The following is a 17,954-nucleotide window of genomic DNA, read 5'->3' on the forward strand; positions in this document are numbered from 1 at the left end:
CAGCGCCTCCAAAAGCCGCGGCGCCGCCGCTTCCCGTCCGACCAGGCCGACAATGCCGCACATCAGGCTTTCTCCTCGGGGGGAGTGGGGGGCGCTTCAGGGGATGGGGGGGATGGTTCGGGGCGGCGGGCGGCGCGGAAGGCGGCCGCCATGCCGGGCTTCTCGGTCGGGCGGGCGCGGCCAAAGGCCATGGCGTCGGGCGCCACGTTCCGCGTCAGGGTGGAGCCGGCGGCGGTGAAGGCGCCGTCGCCCAGGCGGATGGGGGCCACCAGGGTGGTGTGCGAGCCGACAAAGACGCCCTGCCCGATCTCGGTCCGGAACTTGCCGAAGCCATCGTAATTGCAGGTGATGGTGCCGGCGCCGATGTTGCTGCCGGCACCCACCGAGGCGTCGCCGAGATAGGTCAGGTGGTTGGCCTTGGCGCCCGCGCCGAGATGGGTCGCCTTCAGCTCGACGAAGTTGCCGACATGGGCGCGGGCGCCGACCTCGGTGCCCGGGCGCAGCCGGGCGAAGGGGCCGATGACGGCGCCCGAGCGCACCACGCAACCCTCCAGGTGGCTGAAGGCGCGGATCTCCACCTCGTCCTCCACCGCCACGCCCGGCCCGAAGACCACGTTCGGGCCGATCGTCACATCCCGGCCCATGCGGGTGTCGTGCGCGAGCACGACGCTGTCCGGCTGGACCAGGGTGGCGCCGTTGTCCATCGCGGCGCGGCGCAGGCGGGCCTGCACCTCGGCCTCGGCGGCGGCAAGCTCGGCGCGGCTGTTGATGCCGCGCAGCTCGGCCTCGGGGGCCTCCACGGCGACCACGCGCTTCCCGTCCGCCGCGGCGAGCGGCACCAGGTCGGTCAGGTAGTACTCGCCGGCGCTGTTGTCGTTGCGCACGGCGCGCAGCCAGCGGAACAGGTCGGAGCCGGGGGCGCAGAGCACGCCGGCATTGCACAGGCCGACCTGCCGCTCGTCCTCGCTGGCGTCCGCGAACTCGACAATGCGGGTGACGTCGCCCGTATCGTCCTGCAGCACGCGGCCGTATTTGGCGGGATCGGCCGGGCGCATGGCCAGCAGGGCGAGGCCGGCCCCGGCGCGGGCGGCGCGCAGGCGCCGCAGGGTGGCCGTGGAGATCAGGGGGTTGTCGGCATAGAGGACGGCCACGTCGCCGGGGAAGCCGGCCAGCAGGGGGGCGGCCTGCAGGGCGGCATGGCCGGTGCCCAGGCGCTCGGCCTGCACCACCGTCGCATGGGGGGCGGCGGCACGCTCCAGCGCGGGCATGTCAGGGCCGACCACCACCACGATGCGGTCGAACACCCCTTCGCAGGCGGCGATCAGGTGGTTGAGCATCGGACGGCCGGCGAGCGGATGCAGCGCCTTGGGCAGGCGGCTCTTCATCCGCGTCCCGAGGCCGGCGGCGAGCAGAATGGCAGCAGCGGACATGCCCCGCTTGTGCCGGGGAACCCGGTGCCGGAGCAAGAGCGGCGATCGTCACTTCGCATTGCCGCGCGAAACATGGCAAAGCCGCGAACCATGCGACGCACCGTGATCTTCGACCTGGACGGCACGCTGGTGGACAGCGTGCCCGACATCCATGCCGCGCTCGACCGGCTGATGGCCGCGCGCGGGCAGCCGCCCTTCGCCCGCGCCGAGGTGACCCGCTTCATCGGCGACGGCGTGCCGGTGCTGATCCAGCGCGCCTTCGCGGCGCGGGGCCTGCCGGCGGACCCGACCGCCCTGCCCGCCTTCCTGGCCGACTACGAGGCGAATGCCGCGGTGGAAACCCGCCCCTTCCTCGGCATCCCGGCGGCGCTGGACGTGCTGGCGGCCGAGGGCTGGGCGCTGGCCGTGTGCACCAACAAGCCCGAGGCCGCCGCGCGGCAGCTGCTGGCCGGACTGGGGCTGGCGGAGCGCTTCGCGGCGCTGGGGGGTGGCGACAGCTTTCCCGTCCGCAAGCCGGACCCCCGCCACGTGCTGGCCACGCTGGAGGCGGCGGGCGGCGACCCGGCGCGGGCCGTGATGGTCGGCGACCACCACAACGACGTCGCCGCCGGGCGGGCCGCCGGCCTGCCGGTGGCCTTCTGCGCCTGGGGCTACGGCCTGCCGGAGATGGCGGACGGCGCGCCGGTGGCTGCGCGCGCGGAGGAGCTTCCGGCCCTGCTGGAGCGCCTGATGCCACGCTGAGCCGCCGCCTGGCGTCCTGCCCGCGACGTTCGCGGGTCGATCCACGAAGGCAGCGAACCGGCAGGCGGCTGAAACGGAGCCTGGTGTCCCGATCGCGAGGCCCAAAGGACTTCGCGATCAGGACGCTATGGCCGCCCGAGCTCGACCAGATAGGCGGTCAGCCGGCCCAGCCACCGCCCCGGCATCTCGACGCGCACCGGCAGCACCGGCGCGCCCGGGCGCGGCCGGGCCATCCAGGCGGTGCCCTCCTGCGGTTCCCGGGCGTCTTCCCCGTCGTCCCGCCGAAAGCCGGCGATCTGCCGCGCGACAAAGCCGCAGCGGACGGCCTCGCCACTCCAGGCCGGGCCGTGCGGCGGAAGGTAGTCGCGCCCCAGGGTGCGGATGACGACGTTGCCGCGGCGGTGCCCGTCAAAAATCGCGGCGCGTTCCTCGCAGCGGCCGGTTTCCTCGACGGTGCGGCTGAGCTGCGCCAGCGCGCTCAGGGAGTCGATGGTATGGCTCTGCAGCGGCGGGGGCACCGGCTCGCGGTTCGGATCATGCGCCGGCACCAATCGGCGCAGCACGGGCTGGCCGGCGGGGTAGTCCAGCGTGACCTGCCGCGGCTCCCCTCGCCAGGTTCCCTCGCTCCTGTAGCGGCTGGGCTGGGCGGCATCGCCCGCCCAGACGCCCTCCACGCGGGTGACCATCCGCCCGCTGCTGAACCAGCTCGCCATCCCGGTGAAAGCCACCCGGGATTCGATGCTGTAACGGGAGGAGGCGGCGAGGTCGAACAGCACTTCCGCCCGGACCACCTGGATGCCGGCCGCCTCAACCGCGTAGACGGCACGCAGCGGCTCGGTGCGGCCGGCGACAGGCATGAACACCATGGCCAGGAGGACAGAGGCGGCGCGCCAGTGCATGCCTTGGAGATGGGGATGGCGGTGCATCAGGAAAGAGGGAAAATTTCCTGTGGAGGGGCTGCTTGACACTCATCCCCGCTCCCGGTATTTCCCCGCCCACCCCGATGGGTGCGTAGCTCAGCGGTAGAGCATCGCCTTCACACGGCGGGGGTCACAGGTTCAATCCCTGTCGCACCCACCATCGGGGTCCTCCTGAAATTCCAAGTTTCATCACGTGCTGGACCGTATCCCGCAGCGGTTGGGGCGGCGCGGGCAGATCGGCCCGGCGGCGGCTGCCGCCGGGCCGCATCCGTCAGCCAGGGGTGACCGGCGCGGGCGGCGCCCGCTCGGGCTGCGGTGCCGGACGGCCACCGCCGCGGTGATGATGGCGGCCACGCAGCTCCGCCGTTTCAAGCACGCCGTTGCCGTCGCGATCGGCGGCGCGGAACAGCGCCATCGCCAGCGGCTGCACCTCCTCCATGGTGAGGCGGCCGTCACGGTTGGCGTCGGCGGCGCGGAACATGGCGTCCGCACGTTGCTGAAGGTTGTGCATCGGCCGGGCCGGCGCATCGGCCGGCCGGTTGGCCTCCCACCGCGCCCGCAGGGCGTGGTCAAGCTCGGCGCGGGTCACCCCGCCGTCCTTGTTCGCATCCGCCTCGGCGAAGCGGGCGGAAAGGAAGTTCAGCCCCTCCGTCTCGGTGATGCGGCCGTCATGGTCGGCATCGGCCTGCCTCATCAGCGGGCCAGGGCCGCCGCGCTGCGGGCCGGGCTGGGCCAGGGCCGGAAGCGCGGTGACGGCGAGCACGGCGCCGAGCAGTCCCAGTCCAAGCGAGCGTTTCATCGATGAACTCCCCAAGAGGCACGCGGCAGGTTCGCCGCACGCAAGGAACTGGGGAGTCCATGTAACGGGCGCATTGCCTGCATCCCCGCGAGGGGTGAGGAAATGTTACGCCAAGCTGCCGGTCAGCGGGCCGGCCGGGCCGGGTTGCGGCGCACCGGCTTGCGCGCGGCCGAGGCGACCCGCACGCGGCTGCCGCCATCCCCTTGCTCCACCACCGTGCGCGCGCGGGTGGCCTGGCGCACCGGCTTGCCGGCCACGGGTGCCGCGCGCGCCGCCCGCGTGCGCAGGCTGGCCGCGACCGGCCGTGCCTCGCGGCGGGCCGGCGCGGCCGCTGCGGCGCGCGCCACGATCGCCGGCGCGCGAACACGCTGCAGGGTGGCCGCGGCCGCCGTGCCGCCGACCGCCGCCATGGCGAGCCCGGCACCACCGGCGCCCTGGGCGACGAGGCTGCGGCCCTCGCCGATGCCCATCTGCGTGAAGCCCCGCTCCAGCAGCGCCGCCGCGTGGCGGTCGCGCTCGGTCCAGGAGCTGCCGCCGAAGACGGAGACGATCAGCCGCGCCCCACCCCGCCGGGCGCTGCTGACGATGTTGAAGCCGCTGGCGTCGATGTAGCCGGTCTTGATGCCGTCCACGCCCTCATAGTCGGTGAGCATGTGGTTGTGGTTGCGCAGCGTGATGCCGCCCATCCGGTGCTGGCGGGTGCCGAAGAAGTGGTAGTACTCGGGAAAGTCCTGCTGCAGCCGGCGACCAAGCGTCGCCATGTCCTGCGCGGTGGTGACCTGATCCACGTCCGGCAGGCCGGAAGCGTTGCGGAAGGTGGTGCCGCTCATCCCGAGGGCGCGGGCGCGCAGCGTCATCATCTGCGCGAAGCGGGCCTCGCTGCCGCCGCCCAGGGTCTCGCCGAACAGGGTGGCGATGTCGTTGGCCGACTTGGTGACGACGGCGTAGATCGCGTTCTCCACCGTCAGGCTCAGCCCCGGGCGCAGGCCCAGCTTCGAGGGCGGCTTGCCGGCCGCGTAGGGCGTCATGACCAGCCGCTGGTCCGGCCGGAGCTCGCCCCGGCGCAGCGCGTCGAAGACCAGGTAAAGCGTCATCATCTTGGTCAGCGAGGCCGGATGGCGCGGCGCGGTGGCGTTGCTGCCGAACAGCATCTGCCCGCTTTGCGCATCGATCACCACGGACGAGTAGCGCGCGCTGCCGATCTGGGCGGCGGCGACGCCCGGCAGCGTAACGAGCAGGATTGCTGAGGCCGCAAGAAGCCTCAGCCGCCGGACCCCACGGGCAAGTTGCATAGACATCCCCTGAATGAGCCTCACCCCCCAGTGAAGCGTGCCCATTCTAAGGTCACGAATCCGTGGATGTCATCGAGAACCCTTGCAGAACATCGCCTTTCCACAAGGGGTTAGGGAGATTCCTTGGGATGCCGCTGAAAACGGCAGAAGGTTTTCCACGGCCCGCACAAGAAAAGGTTATGTTGCACTGCAAAATTAAGGTGGACAGGGGGAATTTTCATTGCCATATCGCTTCATGCTGCGCCGCAGCAAAGCGATGTCCGGTCTGCCTGCCCCCCTGCAATCCGGGGCGAGCCGGCCGGGCCGCGCCTGGTGCCTCCGCCTTCCGGTGGCGGCAGCGGAGTGTAACAGAGGAGGGCAAGATGGCGAACGAATCCAAGGCCGGCAAGACGGCCCCGGAAAAGCCGGCCATCGCGGCGGCCCCGGCCCCCATGGAGAAGACCGCCAAGGCGGCTCTCGCGGCGGCTGAACCGGCGCAGGACGTGGCTGGCAAAATGATTGAGGAGAGCGGGGCGCAGACCCGCACGGCAATGGAGAAGAACATGGAAAAGGCGACCCGCACGGCCGAAGGCCTCTACAAGGCGACCGAGGAGGCCATGGAGTTCGGCCGCGGCAACTTCGAGGCCTTCACCAAGGCGACGCAGACCTATGTCAGCGGCATGCAGGAGCTGAGCAAGCAGGCCTTCGCCGCGATGCAGGTGCTGAACGAGCAGGCCGTGCAGAACGCCCGGGCGATGTCTTCCGTGAAGAGCCTCAAGGAAGCCGCCGACCTGCAGTCCACCTTTGCGAAGGTGCAGCTCGAGAAGTCCATGAGCGAGGCGACCAAGCTGAGCGAGGCCGCCTTCAAGCTGGCCGAGCAGTCCGCCGCCCCGCTCGCCGCGCGCATGACGCTGGCGATGGAGCGGATGACCCGTCCCGCCGCCTTCGTCTGATCAGTGATGCCTCGGGCGCCTGCGGGCGCCCGAGGCCCTGCGCCGCGAAGCGGCGTGAATGGCAGCGCCAGCCTCGCCGGCCCCTTGGTTCCTTTCGGGAACCGGTCCGGCAGTCGGGCCGCTGCCTTTTTTATTTCCGGCGAGGCGGCTTTTCCTGTGGCTTTGATGCGCTCGGCCCTTCACCTGGGCGCCGCCGCTCCGATATCTTAACCCGACGGGGTATCCCGGGGACGACGGCCCGGGCCTTCCGGCACCGCCGCCCCGTCACCCTCCAAGTGTACGGAGGGCCCCTTTAGGTGCAGCAGACAAACCGGCAGGCCCGCGACAGCGACATGACGGATCAGGATAGGCGCCCCGACCACGACCCGGAGCGGAATGGGATGGGCGGCGCGGGACAGGGCGGCACGGGTGGCCAGGACGGGACGAACACGGGTGTCGTCGTCAAGACCAAGCCGCGCACCCGCAAGCCCGCGATGTACAAGGTGTTGATGCTCAACGACGACTACACGCCGATGGAGTTCGTCGTCCATGTTCTGGAGCGCTTCTTCCAGAAGAACCGGGAGGAGGCGACGCGCATCATGCTGCATGTCCACCGCCGGGGTGTCGGGGTCTGCGGCGTTTTCACCTATGAGGTGGCCGAGACCAAGGTCACCCAGGTGATGGACCTGGCGCGGCAGAACCAGCACCCGCTGCAATGCACCATCGAAAAGGAGTAGGCTGCCCCACGGCGGCCAAAATTGCATGCAGGCGGGCACCGTCTGTGTGTAACGTGCTGAAACTTGCCGTCCCCTCTCGCCGTCTTAAGAGAGTGGAACCACATATTCGGTATCGTGGATCGCAAGATCCTGTTTTTCCGGTGCCGGCCCCTTCTCCCGCCGGCATCGTTCCTGGAAGGGGAGCGTCAAACGCATGCTGTCCCGCAACCTTGAGCAGACGCTCCATCGTGCCCTTGGGCTCGCCAATGAGCGCCGGCACGAATATGCCACGCTGGAGCACCTTCTCCTCGCCCTGGTCGACGACATTGACGCCGCCACCGTGCTGCGTGCCTGCGGAGTCGACCAGGAGAAGCTGAAGCGTGACCTCTCCGAGTTCCTCGACAAGGACCTCGCCGGCCTGGTGACCGAGCGCGGCGGCGACCCGAAGCCGACCGCCGGCTTCCAGCGCGTGGTCCAGCGCGCCGCCATCCACGTCCAGTCCTCCGGACGCGATGAGGTGACCGGCGCCAACGTGCTCGTCGCCCTGTTCAGCGAGCGCGAGAGCCATGCCGTCTATTTCCTGCAGCTGCAGGACATGACGCGGCTGGACGCCGTCAACTTCATCAGCCACGGCATCGCCAAGGCGCCGGGCCGCTCGACCAGCCGCCCCGTGCAGGGCAACCCGCCCAGCGGGCCGGGTGCCGAAGAGCCGGGCGAGAAGGAGGAGAAGCCTTCCGGCCGCCGTGGCCAGGACGCGCTCTCGAACTACTGCGTCAACCTCAACAAGAAGGCGCAGCAGGGCAAGGTCGACCCGCTGATCGGGCGCGACTCCGAGATCGAGCGCACCATCCAGATCCTTTGCCGCCGCACCAAGAACAACCCGCTCTATGTGGGCGACCCCGGCGTGGGCAAGACCGCCATCGCCGAGGGCCTGGCCAAGCGCATCATCGAGGGCGACGTGCCGGAGGTGCTGGCCAAGTCCACCATCTATGCGCTCGACATGGGCTCGTTGCTGGCCGGCACCCGCTACCGCGGCGACTTCGAGGAGCGGCTGAAGGCGGTGGTGGCCGAGCTGGAGCAGCAGCCCGGCTCGATCCTGTTCATCGACGAGATCCACACCGTGATCGGCGCCGGGGCGACCTCCGGCGGCGCGATGGACGCCTCGAACCTGCTGAAGCCGGCGCTCGCCCAGGGCACGCTGCGCTGCATGGGCTCCACCACCTACAAGGAGTACCGGCAGCACTTCGAGAAGGACCGCGCCCTGGTCCGCCGCTTCCAGAAGATCGACGTCAACGAGCCGACCGTCGAGGACACGGTGAAGATCCTCACCGGGCTCAAGACGAACTACGAGAAGCACCACAAGGTCAAGTACACCCCGGAGGCGATTCGCGCCGCGGTCGAGCTGTCCGCCAAGTACATCCATGACCGCAAGCTGCCGGACAAGGCGATCGACGTCATCGACGAGGTCGGCGCCTCCCGCATGCTGCTGCCCGAGGCGAAGCGGAAGAAGACCGTGACGCTGAAGGACGTGGAGGACATCGTCGCCAAGATCGCGCGCATCCCGCCCAAGAGCGTCTCCACCGACGACAAGGAGACGCTGCGGAACCTGGAGCGCGACCTGAAGGCGATGGTGTTCGGCCAGGACAAGGCCATCGAGGCGCTTTCCGCCGCGATCAAGCTGTCTCGCGCCGGGTTGCGCGACCCGGAGAAGCCGATCGGCAACTACCTGTTCTCCGGCCCTACCGGCGTCGGCAAGACCGAGGTGGCCAAGCAGCTCGCCAAGACGCTCGGTATCGAGCTGACCCGCTTCGACATGTCCGAGTACATGGAGCGGCACAGCGTCAGCCGGCTGATCGGCGCGCCGCCGGGCTATGTCGGCTTCGACCAGGGCGGCCTGCTGACCGACGCCGTGGACCAGCACCCGCACTGCGTCCTGCTGCTGGACGAGATCGAGAAGGCCCACCAGGACCTCTACAACATCCTGCTGCAGGTGATGGACCACGGGAAGCTGACCGACCACAACGGCAAGACGGTCGATTTCCGCAACGTCATCCTGATCATGACCACCAATGCGGGGGCCGCCGACATGGCCAAGGCCGGCATCGGCTTCGGCCGCCAAACCCGGGTCGGCGAGGACGAGGAGGCGGTGAAGCGCCTGTTCACCCCGGAGTTCCGCAACCGCCTCGACGCCATCGTGCCCTTCAGCGGGCTGACGGCGGAGATCGTGGGCAACGTGGTCGAGAAGTTCGTGATGCAGCTGGAGGCCCAGCTTGCGGACCGCAACGTGACGATCGAGCTGTCCTCGGCGGCCAAGGAGTGGCTGGCGGAGAAGGGCTACGACCCGCTCTACGGCGCGCGCCCGCTGGCCCGTGTCATCCAGGAATACGTCAAGAAGCCGCTGGCCGAGGAGCTGCTCTTCGGCAAGCTGGCCAAGGGCGGCGCGGTCCGCGTCGGCAAGAAGGACGACGAGCTGACCTTCGAGTTCATCGAGGCGCCGCTTCCCGCCCTGCCGAAGCCCGACGAGGGGCCGGATGGCGAGAACGAGCATGCGCCGGAGGCGGCGGGCTGACCGCCCTGCCCTTCCCGGCCTGAAAGGTGGAACGGCCCGGCGGCACCCGCTCCGGGCCGTTTTGCATCCGGGCGGCGCCGCTTGGCACGCCCGGCCCTCGCCGTTACCCTCCCGCCGCATCGTCTTTGGCGGGCACGCGGCCAAGGCGCCCCGGTCCGCCCCCGGGAGATCCATGCCATGAACGCCTTCACCTCCCCACGTCGCCGTCCCATGCGCGTCGCCATCGCCGGCTTCGGCGCCATCGGTGGCCGTGTCGCCCAGGCGCTGGATGAGGGCATCCCGGGCTTCGAGCTGGCCGCGGTCGCCGCGCAGGACAAAGGCAAGGCGGCGCGCCGGATGGAGCAGCTGCGTAATCCGGTGCCGGTGCTGGATATCGCCGAACTGGAGCCGGTGGCCGACCTGGTCATCGAGTGCGCGCCGGCCGTACTGCTCCCGGCGATCGCCGAGCCTTTCCTGCGGGAGGCGAAGTCCGTCGTGGTGCTCAGCGTTGGCGCGCTGCTGGCCCAGGAGCATCTGGTCGCACTTGCCCGGCAGCATGGCGGACAGATCGTCGTGCCGACCGGGGCGCTGCTCGGGCTGGATGCTGTGGCCGCCGCCGCCGAGGGGCGGATCGAATCCGTGCGGATGGTGACGCGCAAGCCGGTTCGCGGACTGCTGGGCGCTCCCTACCTCGTGGAGAACAACATCCGCATCGAGGACATCCGCGAGCCGATGCGCGTCTTTGAAGGTACGGCGCGGGAGGCCGCCAAGGGCTTCCCCGCCAACCTGAACGTCGCGGTGGCGCTCTCCCTCGCCGGCATCGGGCCGGACCGCACCATGCTGGAAATCTGGGCCGACCCGGAGCTGCAGCGGAACACCCATCGCATCGAGGTGGAGTCCGATTCGGCGCGCTTCAGCATGTCGATCGAGGGCATTCCCAGCGAGAACCCGAAGACCGGGCGGATCACGCCGCTCTCGGTCATCGCCTGCCTGCGCAAGATGACGGCGCCGCTGCGGGTGGGCACCTGAGCCTCCCTTGACCACGAGGGGCAGGCGGCGGAACGTCGCCCCCCTTTCTGATTCGAGGTTCCGCCCATGTCCGATGCCCTCCCCACCCTGCGCGCCGTGCTCTCCGCCACCGAGGGCAGCAGCGCGGCGGCGGAGGCGAATGCCCTGCTCGCCAGCCCGGCCTTCGCCCGCCTGCAGGCGGCGCTGGACGCCGACCACGACAACTTCGTCGAGCAGCTCATCACCCTGACCGAGATCCCCTCCCCGCCCTTCGGCGAGGCGAAGCGCGCGGCAGCCTATGCCGAGCTGCTGCGCGGCCAGGGCCTGCAGGAGGTGGAGACGGATGCCGAGGGCAACGTCACCGCCTTTCGGCCGGGCACCGATCCGGAGGCGGGCGTCATCGTGCTGTGCTCGCACCTCGACACGGTGTTTCCCGCCGGCACCGACGTGACGGTGAAGCGCGAGGGCAGCATCCTGCGGGCCCCGGGCGTCGGCGACAACACGCGCGGCCTGGCGGTGCTGCTGGCCATCGCCCGCGCGCTGGACGCCGCCGAGATCCGCACCCGCGCCGGCATCCTGCTGCTGGCCTCGGTTGGCGAGGAAGGCGCGGGCGACCTGCGCGGCGTGAAGGCCTTCTTCAGCAAGAATCGCTGGCGGGAGCGGGTGGCCGGCTTCATCGCGCTGGACGGGCTGAACCCGGCGCGGCTGGTGCATGGCGCGGTGGGCAGCAAGCGCTACCGCGTGACCTTCCGGGGGCCTGGCGGGCATTCCTTCGCCGCCTTCGGGCTGGTGAACCCGGCCTTCGCCATGGCGCGCGCCATGGACGACCTCGGCCGCATCCGGGTGCCGGCCTCGCCCAAGACCACCTTCTCCATCGGGCGCATGGGCGGCGGCACCTCGATCAACGCCATCCCCGAGGAGGCCTGGATGGAGGTGGATCTGCGCTCCGCCTCGGCCGAAGTGCTGGCGGCGTTGGAGGAGCGCTTCCTCGCCATCCTGCCGCAGGCGGCGGCGGCGGAGGACGCGGCGCGCGACACCAAGCGGGGCAAGATCCGCGTCGAAGTGAAGCAGATCGGCGACCGGCCGGCAGGGACCACCTCCACGGACTCGCGCATCGCCCGGATCGCCTCGGCGGTGATCGCGGCGCAGGGCTACGAGCTGGCCTATGAGGCCTCCTCCACCGACAGCAACATCCCGATCAGCCTCGGCCTGCCGGCGGTGACCATCGGCACGGGCTGCGCGGGCGACCGGGCGCATTCGCTGGAAGAGTGGATCGACGTGGAGAAGGGCGCCAGCGTGAAGGGCGTCGCCACGGCCGTGGCAAGCATCCTTCTGACCGCGGGCGTGGCGAGCAACTGAAGCAGGCGGGGAAGAAGGAAGGGCTGTCCTCACATCCGCTCCGGGGCAGGCGCGCGGGCAAAACTCGGGGAGAATGAATTCTCCCCCAGGCCCCCTCTTCTTCTTTTCTGTCCGTTTGGTTGCGCTGGCGGGATGCGCTNTGTCCGTTTGGTTGCGCTGGCGGGATGCGCTCAGGCCGGGGCTGGAGCAGCCCCGGCGACGGCTGCCAACTGACAGAAGAAAGATGGGGGGTTCGGGGGGAGTTCCTTTCCCCCGACCTCTTTCCTCACCCGCGCCCGGCCGCCTCGCGCCGCGCCATCCAGGTGGCGGAAGCGAAGATCACCGCCGCGCCGGCATAGGTGCTCCACCCCGGCACGTCGCCGAACAGCAGGAAGCCGAGCAGCGTGGCCCAGGCGAGGTCGAGGAACTTCACGGGCTGGGTGGCGGAGACGTCGGCCAGGCGGAAGGCCTCGGTCAGGCACCAGTGGCCGAAGCTGCCGAGCAGTCCGGCCACCACGAACCAGCCGAGCTGCAATGGGGTGGGCCAGACCCAGAGCGGGAGGGCGAAAGGCAGGGTGAAGAGGGAGATGGTGACGGCCTGCCACATCACGATCACCTCCGGCCGGTCCCGCCGGGTCAGCGCCTTGGTGATCAGGAAGGAGGCGGCGAAGAGCGGCGAGGAGGCAAGCATCACCAGCGTCCATCCGCCGCCCCCGCCGGAGAGCTTGGGGCCGAGCACAATGGCCACGCCGACCAGCCCCACCGCCGCCGCCGCCCAGCGGGAGAGCACCACCTTCTCCTTCAGGAAGACCACGGCGCCAATCATGATGAAGATCGGGCCGGTGAAGCCGAGCGCCGTGACGTCAGCCAGCGGGATGTGCGGCAGCGCCAGGAACCAGAGCAGCAGTCCGGCCGTGTGAACCACCCCTCGCCAGAGCTGGCCGCTGAGGCCGTTCGGCGCGAAGGCCGTCAGCCCCTGCCGCCAGAGCAGCGGCAGCATCACCGCGAAGCCGAAGAGGTAGCGCAGGAACTGGGCCTGGAAGGGCTCCATCTCTCGCGTCAGGCCGCTCATCAGGCCGTTCAGCAGGCAGAAGCTGAGGCCGGAGAGGGCCATCCAGGCCATGCCCCGCAGCGTGGGGGAAAGGCCTGTCCAGAAGCTGCCCAGGCGCAACGGCAGGCCCTTCAGGGCCAGCGGGCGGGCAACGTGTTGCGACATGGGTGGGGTGTCCGGCGGTTCTGTGACGCGGCGTCGGCCGCGCGGCGCCAGCATGGCGCCAGCCGGACCGTTGCGCCAGGGGAAAGGCCGGCGGTTCAGGGCTCGGGGTAGCGGATCGTCACCACCTCGACCTCCTCAGGGCCGCTCGGCGTTCGGATGCGCACGAGGTCGCCCTCGCGCGCCTTCAGCAGCGCCCGCGCCACCGGCGAGACCCAGGAGATGCGACCCCGCTCGGCCTCCGCCTCGTCGACGCCGACGATGGTGACGGTGACCTCGGAATCGTCCTCGCGGGCATAGGTGACGGTGGCGCCGAAGAAGACCTGCTCGCGCCGTGCTTGGGCCGCCGGGTCCACCACCTGCACCCGCTCCAGCCGCTTGCGCAGGAAGCGCACGCGGCGGTCAATCTCGCGCAGGCGGCGCTTGCCGTACTGGTAGTCGGCATTCTCGCTTCGGTCGCCGAGGCTGGCGGCCCAGGAGACGATCTCCACCACCTTGGGCCGTTCCGCGTTCCAGAGCTGGCGCAGCTCGGCCTGGAGCGCCGCGTGGCCAGCGGGGGTCATGTAGAATGGTGTGCCGGGGGGCAGGCCGGGCGGCGTGTCGTCCTCGTCGTCCTCGTCCATCGGCGTGCTCCTCCTGCGCGTGTGGCGGCGCGGTTAACGCGGGATGGCCTGCGCGTGCAATACGGGCAAGACTGCGCGGCCATGCCGCAGATTCCCAGCCCCGACAGCCCCCTCCCCGATCCCGTCGCCGCCGGCCACCTCGATGTCGGCCAGGGGCATCGCCTGGCTTGGTGGGAGTATGGCCGCGCCGACGCGCCGCCCGTGGTGCTGCTGCATGGCGGGCCGGGCGCGGGCAGCAACCCGGCGGTGCTGCGAAGCCTCGACCTTGCGCGCTGGCGGGTGCTGCGCTTCGACCAACGCGGCTGCGGCGAATCCACGCCGCATGCCAGTACGGAAGCCAACACCACCGCCCACCTGATCGACGACCTTGAGCAGCTGAGGGAGCGGTTCGGCGTTCCGGCCTGGGCGGTGATGGGGCATAGCTGGGGCTCCTGCCTGGGGCTGGCCTATGCGCAGGCGCATCCGGGGCGCGTCACGGCGCTGCGCCTTTCCGGCGTCTTCACCGCGCGGCGGCAAGAGGTGGCCTGGTGGTTCCGCGGGGTGCGGAGCCTCTTTCCCGATCACTGGGAGGCGTTCGCCGCACATGTGCCGGCGGCGGAGCGCGGCGACCTGCTCGCCGCCTATCACCGCCGCCTGATGGACCCCGATCCGGCGGTGCACCTGCCCGCCGGCATCGCCCTGCGCGGCTTCTCCGCCCGGACTCAGACCTTCCGCCCCGATCCGGCGCATATCGCCAACCTGACCGAGCCGGCGAAGGCGCTCGCGGTCTCGCGCCTCTTCGCCGACTACTGCCTCCACGGCGCCTGGCTGGAGGAAGGGCAGCTCCTGCGCGAGGTCGGGCGCATCCGGCACATCCCGGCCGCCATCGTCCAGGCGCGCTACGACGTGGTCACGCCAGCCATCACCGCCTTCGAGCTGCACCAGGCCTGGCCGGAAGCCGATTTCGCCATCGTCAATGACGGCAACCACACCACCGAGGAGCCGGAGGTGCATCAGGCGCTCTGCGCGGCGGCAGCACGGCTGCGGGAGCGGGTTGGAGAAGCAAGGTCGGGGGGATGAATTCCCCCAAACTCCCTTCTTCGTTCTGCCAGTTTTTCGGCGCATGCCGCCAGCGCGACCAAAACTGATAAAAAGAAAGAAGTGGGGGTCTGGGGGAGAATTCATTCTCCCCCAGCAGGCGAAGGGATCAGCCTTCCAGTTCCTCGCGCAGCATTTCCAGTTCCAGCCAACGCTCCTCCGCCTCGGCGAGCGCGGTTTCGGTCTTGCCGAGCAGTTCAGTCGCCTTGTCGAAGCGCGCGCGGTCGCGGCTGTAGAGGTCGGCGTCGGCCAGGATCTCCTTCAGCTTCGCGGCCTCCGCCTCCAGCTTCCGCATCCGCGCCGGCAGGGTCTCCAGCTCATGCTGGTCCTTGAAGGAGAGCTTCTTCCGTGCGGCCGGCGGCACGGCAGGGGCCGGTTTCGGCGCAGCGGACGGCGCGGCGCCGCCGCGGGCGGGCTCCGCGCGGGCGCGGACGCCATGGCCGCGCTGCGCCACCATGTCCGAGTAGCCGCCGGCATAGTCCTGCCAGCGCCCGTCGCCCTCCCAGGCGATGACGTTGGTCGCCACGCGGTCGAGGAAGTCGCGGTCGTGGCTGACCACGATCACCGTGCCAGAATAGTCGGCGATCTGCTCCTGGAGGAGGTCCAGGGTCTCCAGGTCAAGGTCGTTGGTCGGCTCGTCCAGCACCAGCAGGTTGGAGGGGGTGGCGAAGGCGCGGGCGAGCAGGAGGCGGCCGCGCTCGCCGCCCGAGAGCGCCGAGACCGGCGTGCGGGCCTGCTCCGGCAGGAACAGGAAGTCCTTCATGTAGCCGATGACGTGGCGGGGCTGACCGTTGACCCAGACCTGGTCGCCGCGCCTGCCGGTCAGCGCCTCGGACAGCGTGGTGTTGGGGTCGAGCGCCTCGCGCCGCTGGTCCAGCGTGACCATGGCGAGGCCGGTGCCGAGGCGGATCTCGCCGCTGTCGGGTGGCAGCGTGCCGGTCAGCATGGAAAGCAGCGTCGTCTTGCCCGCGCCGTTGGGGCCGACGATGCCCACCCGGTCGCCGCGCAGGATGCGGGTGGAGAAGTCGCGCACCACGGTGCGGTCGCCATAGGACTTGGAGACGTTGTCGGCCGCGGCGACCAGCGTGCCGGAGCCCTCGCCTTCCGCCACCGCCATCCTGACCCCGCCCTGCGCGGCGCGGCGCTCGCGCCGCTGCTGGCGCAGGCCGGCAAGCTCCGCCACGCGGCGGACATTGCGCTTGCGCCGGGCGGTGACGCCGTAGCGCATCCAGTCCTCCTCGCGCGCGATCTGGCGGTCGAGCTTGTGCGCCTCCTGCTCCTCCTGCTCCAGCACCGTGTCGCGCCATTCCTCGAAATGGGCGAAGCCGCGGGCGAGCCGGCGGGTGGTGCCGCGGTCCAGCCAGACCATCTCCCGCGTCATGGTCTCCAGGAAGCGGCGATCGTGGCTGATCAGCACCAGCGCCGAGCGCATGGCGCCGATCTCCTGCTCCAGCCACTCGATGGCCGGCAGGTCGAGGTGGTTGGTGGGCTCGTCCAGCAGCAGGATGTCAGGCGTCGGCGCCATCGCGCGGGCCAGGGCGGCGCGGCGCGCCTCGCCGCCCGAGAGGGTGGCGGGGGCCTCCTCGCCGGACAGGCCGAGCTGCTCAAGGAGGTAGCGCGCGCGGTAGGGGTCGTCGCCCGGCGCCAGCCCGGCCTCGACATAGGCGAGCACGTTGGCGAAACCGCCGAGGTCCGGCTCCTGCTCCAGGTAGCGCAGGGTGGCGCCAGGCTGGACGAAGCGCGTGCCGCCATCGGCCTGGACCAGCCCGGCGGCGATCTTCATCAGGGTGGACTTGCCCGAGCCGTTGCGGCCGATCAGCGCCAGCCGCTCGCCGGGGGAGACGGAGAGGGTCGCGCCGGCCAGCAGCGGCGTGGTGCCGAAGCCAAGGCGGATGTCCTGGAGCAAAAGGATCGGAGGGGCTGCCATGGGCTGCTGCGTGAGGCGGCGCGGGCGGGGCGTCAAGCCCCGGCGGAGCGCCTCTTGGTCCCATCGCATTTTTGAGCGGCTTCTCGGCCGGTGGCCGTCAACCGGCACGCGACGGCGGCGGCAAGGCGCGCTAGAGAAGAAGCCCCCGCGATACCGGGAGGGAGAGGGCTTTGGACGAGGTTGATTGCATCGTCGTCGGCGCCGGGGTGGTCGGCCTGGCGGTGGCGCGGCAGATGGCGCTGGCCGGGCGGGACGTCCTGGTGCTGGAGGCGGCCGAGGGGATCGGCACGGAAACCTCGTCGCGCAACAGCGAGGTCATTCACGCCGGCATCTACTATCCGAAGGACAGCCTGATGGCGCGCTTCTGCGTCGAGGGCAAGAAACGGCTCTACTGGTACTGCGCCGAGCGCGGCGTGCCGCACCAGAACTGCGGCAAGCTGATCGTGGCGACGAACGAGGAGGAGAGCGGCAAGCTCGCCTCCATCCAGGCGCGCGCCGCGGCCAACGGCGTGCCGGACCTGCGGCTGGTCAGCCGCGAGGAGGCGCAGGACATGGAGCCAGCGCTGGCCTGCACCGCCGCGCTGGTCTCGCCCTCCACCGGCATCATCGACAGCCACGCCTACATGCTGGCGCTGCAGGGCGATGCCGAGAACGCGGGCGCGATGTTCGTCTTCCACAGCCCGGTGCTGGGCGGGCGGCTGCTGCCGCAGGGCGGGGCCGAGCTGCGGGTCGGCGGCGCGGAGCCAATGGAGCTGCGCTGCCGCACCCTGATCAACGCCGCCGGGCTGCACGCGCCGAAGCTGGCCGGCAGCCTGGACGGCATGCCGGCCGACCACGTGCCGCCCACCTACTACGCCAAGGGCAACTACTTCACCCTGGCCGGCCGCTCCCCCTTCTCTCGGCTGATCTACCCGGTGCCGGTGCCGGGCGGCCTTGGCACGCACCTGACCATCGACCTCGGCGGGCAGTGCCGCTTCGGGCCGGACGTCGAATGGGTGGACCATATCGACTACGAGGTGGACCCGAGGCGCGGCGAGAGCTTCTACGCCGCCATCCGCCGCTACTGGCCGGGCCTGCCGGACGGCGCGCTCAACCCCGGCTATTCCGGCATCCGGCCGAAGATCGTGGGCCCGAAGCAGGCGGCGCAGGACTTCGTGGTGCAGGGGCCGGCGGTGCATGGGGTGCCGGGGCTGGTGAACCTGTTCGGCATCGAGAGCCCGGGGCTGACCGCCTCGCTGGCGCTGGCCGACCATGTCGGCGAGTTGCTGGCGACCGAGATGGCCTGAAGCGTCAAGGCTTCAGCAGGGCGGGCGCGGCGGGCGGGCAGCATACCGCCGCCCGCCCCGTGCCTCGTGAGGTGAGGCGCTACTTCAGCCGGTCGTTGTCCAGCGGGTTTCCGGTTCCGAACCAC

At 70.7% G+C, this 17,954-nt stretch carries 15 protein-coding genes and 1 tRNA gene; 9 read left to right on the top strand and 7 right to left on the bottom strand.

Features of this window, described 5'->3' with window-relative positions:
* Positions 1–62: 62 nt before the first annotated feature.
* Positions 63–1,430: a bifunctional UDP-N-acetylglucosamine diphosphorylase/glucosamine-1-phosphate N-acetyltransferase GlmU gene (gene glmU, locus E0493_RS21955; protein ID WP_160939410.1), complete on the bottom strand. Its 1,368-nt coding sequence runs from the start codon at positions 1,428–1,430 to the stop codon at positions 63–65.
* Between the two features lie 90 nt (positions 1,431–1,520).
* Between glmU and gph the strand changes: the two genes are divergently transcribed.
* Positions 1,521–2,171, top strand: a complete 651-nt coding sequence (gph, locus tag E0493_RS21960; RefSeq protein ID WP_235913964.1) for a phosphoglycolate phosphatase — start codon at positions 1,521–1,523, stop codon at positions 2,169–2,171.
* A 125-nt stretch (positions 2,172–2,296) separates the two neighbouring features.
* On the opposite strand, the gene E0493_RS21965 is transcribed toward gph, so the two are convergent.
* Positions 2,297–3,028 (bottom strand): DUF3108 domain-containing protein, encoded by a 732-nt coding sequence (locus E0493_RS21965; RefSeq protein ID WP_235913965.1) that lies wholly within the window; start codon positions 3,026–3,028, stop codon positions 2,297–2,299.
* 148 nt (positions 3,029–3,176) lie between these two features.
* On the opposite strand from E0493_RS21965, the gene E0493_RS21970 reads away from it, so the two are divergent.
* Positions 3,177–3,251: transfer RNA gene (locus E0493_RS21970), tRNA-Val, on the top strand.
* Between the two features lie 111 nt (positions 3,252–3,362).
* On the opposite strand, the gene E0493_RS21975 is transcribed toward E0493_RS21970, so the two are convergent.
* Positions 3,363–3,890 carry an EF-hand domain-containing protein gene (locus E0493_RS21975; RefSeq protein ID WP_160939412.1) on the bottom strand — a complete coding sequence of 176 codons (528 nt, stop codon included), beginning with the start codon at positions 3,888–3,890 and terminating at the stop codon, positions 3,363–3,365.
* 122 nt (positions 3,891–4,012) lie between these two features.
* Positions 4,013–5,182, bottom strand: a complete 1,170-nt coding sequence (locus E0493_RS21980; protein WP_160939413.1) for a D-alanyl-D-alanine carboxypeptidase family protein — start codon at positions 5,180–5,182, stop codon at positions 4,013–4,015.
* Positions 5,183–5,544: 362 nt separating this feature from the next.
* On the opposite strand from E0493_RS21980, the gene E0493_RS21985 reads away from it, so the two are divergent.
* The 5 genes from E0493_RS21985 (at position 5,545) to E0493_RS22005 (ending at position 11,724) form a co-directional block, all read left to right on the top strand.
* Positions 5,545–6,114, top strand: coding sequence for a phasin family protein (locus E0493_RS21985; RefSeq protein WP_160939414.1), 570 nt, complete (start codon positions 5,545–5,547; stop codon positions 6,112–6,114).
* 380 nt (positions 6,115–6,494) lie between these two features.
* Positions 6,495–6,830: an ATP-dependent Clp protease adapter ClpS gene (gene clpS / locus E0493_RS21990; RefSeq protein WP_235913966.1), complete on the top strand. Its 336-nt coding sequence runs from the start codon at positions 6,495–6,497 to the stop codon at positions 6,828–6,830.
* Between the two features lie 193 nt (positions 6,831–7,023).
* Positions 7,024–9,378: an ATP-dependent Clp protease ATP-binding subunit ClpA gene (gene clpA / locus E0493_RS21995; protein WP_160939415.1), complete on the top strand. Its 2,355-nt coding sequence runs from the start codon at positions 7,024–7,026 to the stop codon at positions 9,376–9,378.
* A 177-nt stretch (positions 9,379–9,555) separates the two neighbouring features.
* Positions 9,556–10,386 (top strand): aspartate dehydrogenase, encoded by an 831-nt coding sequence (locus tag E0493_RS22000; RefSeq protein ID WP_160939416.1) that lies wholly within the window; start codon positions 9,556–9,558, stop codon positions 10,384–10,386.
* 66 nt (positions 10,387–10,452) lie between these two features.
* Positions 10,453–11,724, top strand: a complete 1,272-nt coding sequence (locus E0493_RS22005) for a M20/M25/M40 family metallo-hydrolase (protein WP_160939417.1) — start codon at positions 10,453–10,455, stop codon at positions 11,722–11,724.
* A 265-nt stretch (positions 11,725–11,989) separates the two neighbouring features.
* Here the strand turns inward: E0493_RS22005 and E0493_RS22010 are convergent, their stop codons facing one another.
* Positions 11,990–12,919 (bottom strand): DMT family transporter, encoded by a 930-nt coding sequence (locus E0493_RS22010; protein ID WP_160939418.1) that lies wholly within the window; start codon positions 12,917–12,919, stop codon positions 11,990–11,992.
* A 95-nt stretch (positions 12,920–13,014) separates the two neighbouring features.
* Positions 13,015–13,539 (bottom strand): transcription elongation factor GreB, encoded by a 525-nt coding sequence (gene greB / locus E0493_RS22015; RefSeq protein WP_160939419.1) that lies wholly within the window; start codon positions 13,537–13,539, stop codon positions 13,015–13,017.
* Positions 13,540–13,620: 81 nt separating this feature from the next.
* Between greB and pip the strand changes: the two genes are divergently transcribed.
* On the top strand, positions 13,621–14,598 hold the full coding sequence (gene pip / locus E0493_RS22020) for a prolyl aminopeptidase (protein WP_160939420.1): 978 nt from the start codon (positions 13,621–13,623) through the stop codon (positions 14,596–14,598).
* 127 nt (positions 14,599–14,725) lie between these two features.
* Here pip and E0493_RS22025 read toward each other — a convergent pair whose 3' ends face one another.
* Positions 14,726–16,543 (bottom strand): ABC-F family ATP-binding cassette domain-containing protein, encoded by a 1,818-nt coding sequence (locus E0493_RS22025; RefSeq protein ID WP_160939421.1) that lies wholly within the window; start codon positions 16,541–16,543, stop codon positions 14,726–14,728.
* A 170-nt stretch (positions 16,544–16,713) separates the two neighbouring features.
* Here E0493_RS22025 and E0493_RS22030 point away from each other — a divergent pair, with 170 nt between their 5' ends.
* A complete protein-coding gene (locus E0493_RS22030; RefSeq protein ID WP_160939422.1) occupies positions 16,714–17,829 on the top strand; it encodes an NAD(P)/FAD-dependent oxidoreductase in 1,116 nt (371 codons plus the stop codon).
* The last annotated feature ends 125 nt before the right edge of the window (positions 17,830–17,954 follow it).

Source organism: Teichococcus coralli (assembly GCF_009829925.1).
Lineage (GTDB): Bacteria > Pseudomonadota > Alphaproteobacteria > Acetobacterales > Acetobacteraceae > Pseudoroseomonas > Pseudoroseomonas coralli.

Coding starts and splice junctions, on each gene's coding strand:
- glmU (WP_160939410.1), bottom strand. CDS start 1,430: ATGTCCGCTGCTGCCATTCTGCTCGCCGCCGGCCTCGGGACGCGGATG.
- gph (WP_235913964.1), top strand. CDS start 1,521: ATGCGACGCACCGTGATCTTCGACCTGGACGGCACGCTGGTGGACAGC.
- E0493_RS21965 (WP_235913965.1), bottom strand. CDS start 3,028: ATGCCTGTCGCCGGCCGCACCGAGCCGCTGCGTGCCGTCTACGCGGTT.
- E0493_RS21975 (WP_160939412.1), bottom strand. CDS start 3,890: ATGAAACGCTCGCTTGGACTGGGACTGCTCGGCGCCGTGCTCGCCGTC.
- E0493_RS21980 (WP_160939413.1), bottom strand. CDS start 5,182: ATGCAACTTGCCCGTGGGGTCCGGCGGCTGAGGCTTCTTGCGGCCTCA.
- E0493_RS21985 (WP_160939414.1), top strand. CDS start 5,545: ATGGCGAACGAATCCAAGGCCGGCAAGACGGCCCCGGAAAAGCCGGCC.
- clpS (WP_235913966.1), top strand. CDS start 6,495: ATGGGCGGCGCGGGACAGGGCGGCACGGGTGGCCAGGACGGGACGAAC.
- clpA (WP_160939415.1), top strand. CDS start 7,024: ATGCTGTCCCGCAACCTTGAGCAGACGCTCCATCGTGCCCTTGGGCTC.
- E0493_RS22000 (WP_160939416.1), top strand. CDS start 9,556: ATGAACGCCTTCACCTCCCCACGTCGCCGTCCCATGCGCGTCGCCATC.
- E0493_RS22005 (WP_160939417.1), top strand. CDS start 10,453: ATGTCCGATGCCCTCCCCACCCTGCGCGCCGTGCTCTCCGCCACCGAG.
- E0493_RS22010 (WP_160939418.1), bottom strand. CDS start 12,919: ATGTCGCAACACGTTGCCCGCCCGCTGGCCCTGAAGGGCCTGCCGTTG.
- greB (WP_160939419.1), bottom strand. CDS start 13,539: ATGGACGAGGACGACGAGGACGACACGCCGCCCGGCCTGCCCCCCGGC.
- pip (WP_160939420.1), top strand. CDS start 13,621: ATGCCGCAGATTCCCAGCCCCGACAGCCCCCTCCCCGATCCCGTCGCC.
- E0493_RS22025 (WP_160939421.1), bottom strand. CDS start 16,543: ATGGCAGCCCCTCCGATCCTTTTGCTCCAGGACATCCGCCTTGGCTTC.